The sequence below is a fragment of the Parabacteroides sp. merdae-related_45_40 genome (genome assembly GCF_001915675.1).
Window position 1 is genome coordinate 1 of the sequence record NZ_MNQY01000009.1, and the last position, 3,939, is coordinate 3,939.

The window sequence follows — 3,939 nt, forward strand, 5'->3', positions numbered from 1 at the left end:
TCCGTCAACTTCGCCCAGACTTTGCCATCATCCGTCGCCCAAGCCGTATTCGTCAGTTTATTGTCCTTATCTCTTCCGGCAACCACTAACAAGCGGGCACGGAACATCGAATTATAAGAAAGATTACCGAAACCGGTCAAAGGGAAGCCTTCGTTCAGAAGAGTTCCTTCGTTCCATTCCTTCGCTTCATTCATATACCCGTAAACCAACGTGCCATTCTTGTCGATAACCGCACTAAGGGCTGACGGCTGCTTTCCGGCTGCCGTAAAATCATCGTCCACATCAATAGCACCCAAAATAGCTTTTATCACCGGTGCATTTTCGACTAGCGACCAAGTCTGGCCATCGGCTGAACTATAAAGGAAACCTTTCGTCGTAACAGCATAAAACGCATCTTCATAAGCAGTAATCTGTGACAAACGGACTTCTCCGGCAGGAAGCCCCGATACAGACAGTTCCGTCCAATTCTTTCCATCCGTAACGGCCGAACGGTACAACCGGTAGCCTTCGTTTACGTTTACAGGCTGCGTATACATATAATAAGACTCGCCACTTCCTTCACCGAAAACAACTACCTTTTCTTCCTTGACAGCACCGTCCGTAATACCTTCCTTGTAAACACCCCAGACCATCGAGTCGGGAACAACCTGGTGAATATTGACTTGCGCAATGTATGTTTTTGTGGTTTTGCCGTCCCACAATGTGTTCACGAACTTAACTGGTTTGGAGAAATCCAACGAGTCTTCCAGGTTCCAATAGCTTAACGTATCACTGATAGCTTCCTGCATGACCTGACAAGTATACACCGTAGAAGCCAGCTTAACCGTACAAATCACTTTTTCATCCAGCTTTGTTCCATAAGGCATTGAATCAATATTAAATATTTTCCCATCCACCTGATCAATCGTGAAAACGACATCTTTCAAACCTGGGATAGAATCATTCGACAAAGAAAAAGATAGAATCTGACAATCTTTACTCCACTCATATTGCGTATCATCCGAACCCAAACAAGACGACAATAACAGAGCACAACATCCGGCTATAAACAGTACTATTCTATTTTTCATCAAAAAATAAGTTTGTTGCATATAAAGGCACAAAAGTAGAAACATTTTTTGCTTTATACCCCATATAGGAGAATATTTATAATATTTTAGTGTCGTTACGAATTATAAGTTCATTTTAAGCCTTTTGTTTCCAGGTTTCCAAAAGATGTCCGTGCCTCTGTTCCGTACCGGTCAACACGCCAGGAACAGCAGGTGCTTTCACACCCGCACCCAAAACGACCGGAGCCGTCTCAACCCAGGCCTCGTCCCACAGGCCGGCATCAAGGAAGCTTTCCAGCAGTTCCGCACCTCCTTCGACCATCAACGAATTCAAATTCTGCCCATACAAATATTGCAAGACTTGCGACAGGACCTCCTGCCCGAAATCAATCTGCACATACTCGACATTCGGTCGGCTTTCGACTTCGACAGCTGTAAATACGAGCGTAGGCACCGCGCCATCCAGCAGATGCGAACCGACCGGCAACTTCAACGTCCGGTCGAGCACCACCCGGACCGGAGAACGGCCAGCCCAATGCCGCACAGTCAGCGACGGATTGTCTAACAACGCCGTACGTGTCCCGACCATAATAGCCGCCACTTCGGAACGAAGCCGATGAACCCTTCGGAGAGTCTCGGCAGAAGACAAAAGCACCGAAGGCACAGAAGCATCTTCCCTCCGGATATCCATAAACCCATCTGCGCTCTGGGCCCATTTCAGATAGACATAAGGACGTTTCCGTATCTGGAAAGTCATAAAAGCAGGATTCAAGGCACGGGCCTCTTCTTCCAGCACACCCGTCACGACTTCGATACCCGCCTCGCGCAACATGCGTACTCCTCGTCCCGACACTTCTGGAAACGGGTCCAAAGTGCCGACCACGACGCGCGGGATACCTTTCCTTATAATCAACTCCGCACAAGGAGGTGTCTTTCCGTAGTGGGAACAGGGTTCGAGACTTACATAGATAGTAGAATCCCGCAAAAGCGCTTCATCCCAGACGGAAGCCACCGCATTCACTTCGGCATGCGCTTCGCCACATTTGCGATGAAACCCTTCCCCTATGATCTTCCCTTTATGCACAATCACCGCACCGACCATCGGATTCGGAGCCGTATTGCCTTCTCCGCCCCGTGCAAGCTCGATGCAGCGGGCCATATATTTCTCTTCGACAACCATCTTCTTTTGTTCTTTATTCAACAAAAGTACTACTTTTTCTTGGAATACAGAAGAACGAGGAAGATGATTTGAGATACAGACAATTAAAGGATTTTTGATTGGCGTGTAAACGCCACGAAAAACCATGAAAACGTCAATTGAAGCCTGAGTCACGTTACCTATTCGTGACCAACGGAAATCAGGCTCTTTATGGCACAATATTAAGCAATAAGTGGCTGAGATGGTGGAAGCCGGGATGAAGTCCAAAAAGTCATACGAAAAAATGCTGATGGACGGAAAGCTGAAGAACGCCAAGCAGGAACTCTACTGGGATATGTTCCTGTTCTGCATCTTCACGGGATTGAGCTTTTCAGATATGCGCAATCTGAAAGAGGAAAATATCGTGACTTACTTCGATGACCACCAATGGATAAAAATCAACCGACAAAAGACCAGCGACTACTATATTGCAATCCAACGAAGTACCGATTGAAACCGTTAGCTCTATCCTTGGTCATAAGAACATTTCCACGACTCAAATTTATGCGAAAATCACCAAGGAAAAGCGGTTGGGAAATATTGAAAAAGTGTGAACCGTGCCGTGAAACGGATGTTTGAATCAAGAAAAGAAAGCCGTCATCAGAATTTATCTTTACGAATAACGACTGATGGCGGATTTCTTATTTTTACTTTCCGTGATTGATATGAGAATTAAGCCGTTCTCTCATTTCACTGATTTTACCATTCGCTCGATGCATCGTTTCTTTTGCTCCATATTAGGGTGAACATATAGGTCAAGCGTTGTGGATATGTTGGCATGACCGAGTAATACGCTGACGGTCTTGTAATCACAGCCCGATTCTATGCAACGGGTGGCGAAAGAGTGGCGCAGTCCGTGAAATTTCAAGTCGGGCATATTGAGTGAAGCCATGAAACGCTTGTAGAACGAACGATATGTGCGCGGTTCGGTGGGCTTCGTATCGTTTGTTACCACATAGAAAGCAGGATTTACGACTTTCAGCAACGGCTTTATCAGTGACAAGGCTTCTCGACTAAGGGGAATTTCACGGCACGAGTTTGCCGTCTTCGGTGTGTTGATAACTATTTCGGTGTGCTTCTCATCGGGAGTAATAACATAGATTCGCTCAATGGTGCGTTGAACGGTCAAAGAACCTTTCTCAAGGCAAATGTCGCTCCACCGCAAAGCGCAGATTTCACCGATGCGCAAGCCCGTAGTTAAGCAAAGGTAGATGCCTAAACTTTGGAAGTTGAAGTTGGCACGGATATGCGCCAAGATTTTCTTGTGATCGGTAATAGACAGCACTTCCAACGGTTTCGTAGCCGATGATGTGGGGTACTTTATATCCCATTCGGCATGGAGAAGCCACGACTGCTTCACCCCGTACTTCATCACCATTTTAAGGACTATGAGAATATCCTTTATGGTCTTGACACTGATACCGTTTGCCAACTTCTGCAACACGAACTGCTGCACATCAGTTTCGGGTAATTCACACGATTCTCCAAATGCCGGAACAATATGGTTCTGCACGGTGAGTGCATAAGCGGCAAAGGTGGAATCTTTCACAAATGGTCGCTTGTATTCGAGCCATGCGACCGCAATCTCTTTAATTGTTTTCAGATTCATAATGATATGGTATATAATTCGGAGCAACAACGCTCTCTAATTATATACTCATAGCCAAATGAGTACTTTAAGTTCCACCTTTG

The 3,939-nt window shown here is 46.0% G+C and carries 3 protein-coding genes and 1 pseudogene; 1 reads left to right on the forward strand and 3 read right to left on the reverse strand.

Annotated elements, in window-relative coordinates; all coding sequences use genetic code 11:
• Both BHV83_RS00165 and ribD read right to left on the reverse strand, forming a co-directional pair.
• Positions 1 to 1,070 (reverse strand): DUF6242 domain-containing protein (locus BHV83_RS00165; protein WP_286755169.1); only part of this gene is annotated, 1,070 nt, incomplete at its 3' end.
• Between the two features lie 115 nt (positions 1,071 to 1,185).
• Positions 1,186 to 2,229 (reverse strand): bifunctional diaminohydroxyphosphoribosylaminopyrimidine deaminase/5-amino-6-(5-phosphoribosylamino)uracil reductase RibD, encoded by a 1,044-nt coding sequence (gene ribD, locus BHV83_RS00170; RefSeq protein ID WP_122205383.1) that lies wholly within the window; start codon positions 2,227 to 2,229, stop codon positions 1,186 to 1,188.
• A 259-nt stretch (positions 2,230 to 2,488) separates the two neighbouring features.
• On the opposite strand from ribD, the pseudogene BHV83_RS00175 reads away from it, so the two are divergent.
• Positions 2,489 to 2,801, forward strand: a pseudogene (locus BHV83_RS00175) (tyrosine-type recombinase/integrase); the annotation flags it as partial.
• A 131-nt stretch (positions 2,802 to 2,932) separates the two neighbouring features.
• On the opposite strand, the gene BHV83_RS00180 reads toward BHV83_RS00175, so the two are convergent.
• On the reverse strand, positions 2,933 to 3,856 hold the full coding sequence (locus BHV83_RS00180; protein ID WP_122115762.1) for a tyrosine-type recombinase/integrase: 924 nt from the start codon (positions 3,854 to 3,856) through the stop codon (positions 2,933 to 2,935).
• Positions 3,857 to 3,939 lie beyond the last annotated feature (83 nt).

What these genes read in the sequence shown, in the direction of transcription:
- ribD (WP_122205383.1), bottom strand. Translation starts at nt 2,229, where the DNA reads ATGGTTGTCGAAGAGAAATATATGGCCCGCTGCATCGAGCTTGCACGG.
- BHV83_RS00180 (WP_122115762.1), bottom strand. Translation starts at nt 3,856, where the DNA reads ATGAATCTGAAAACAATTAAAGAGATTGCGGTCGCATGGCTCGAATAC.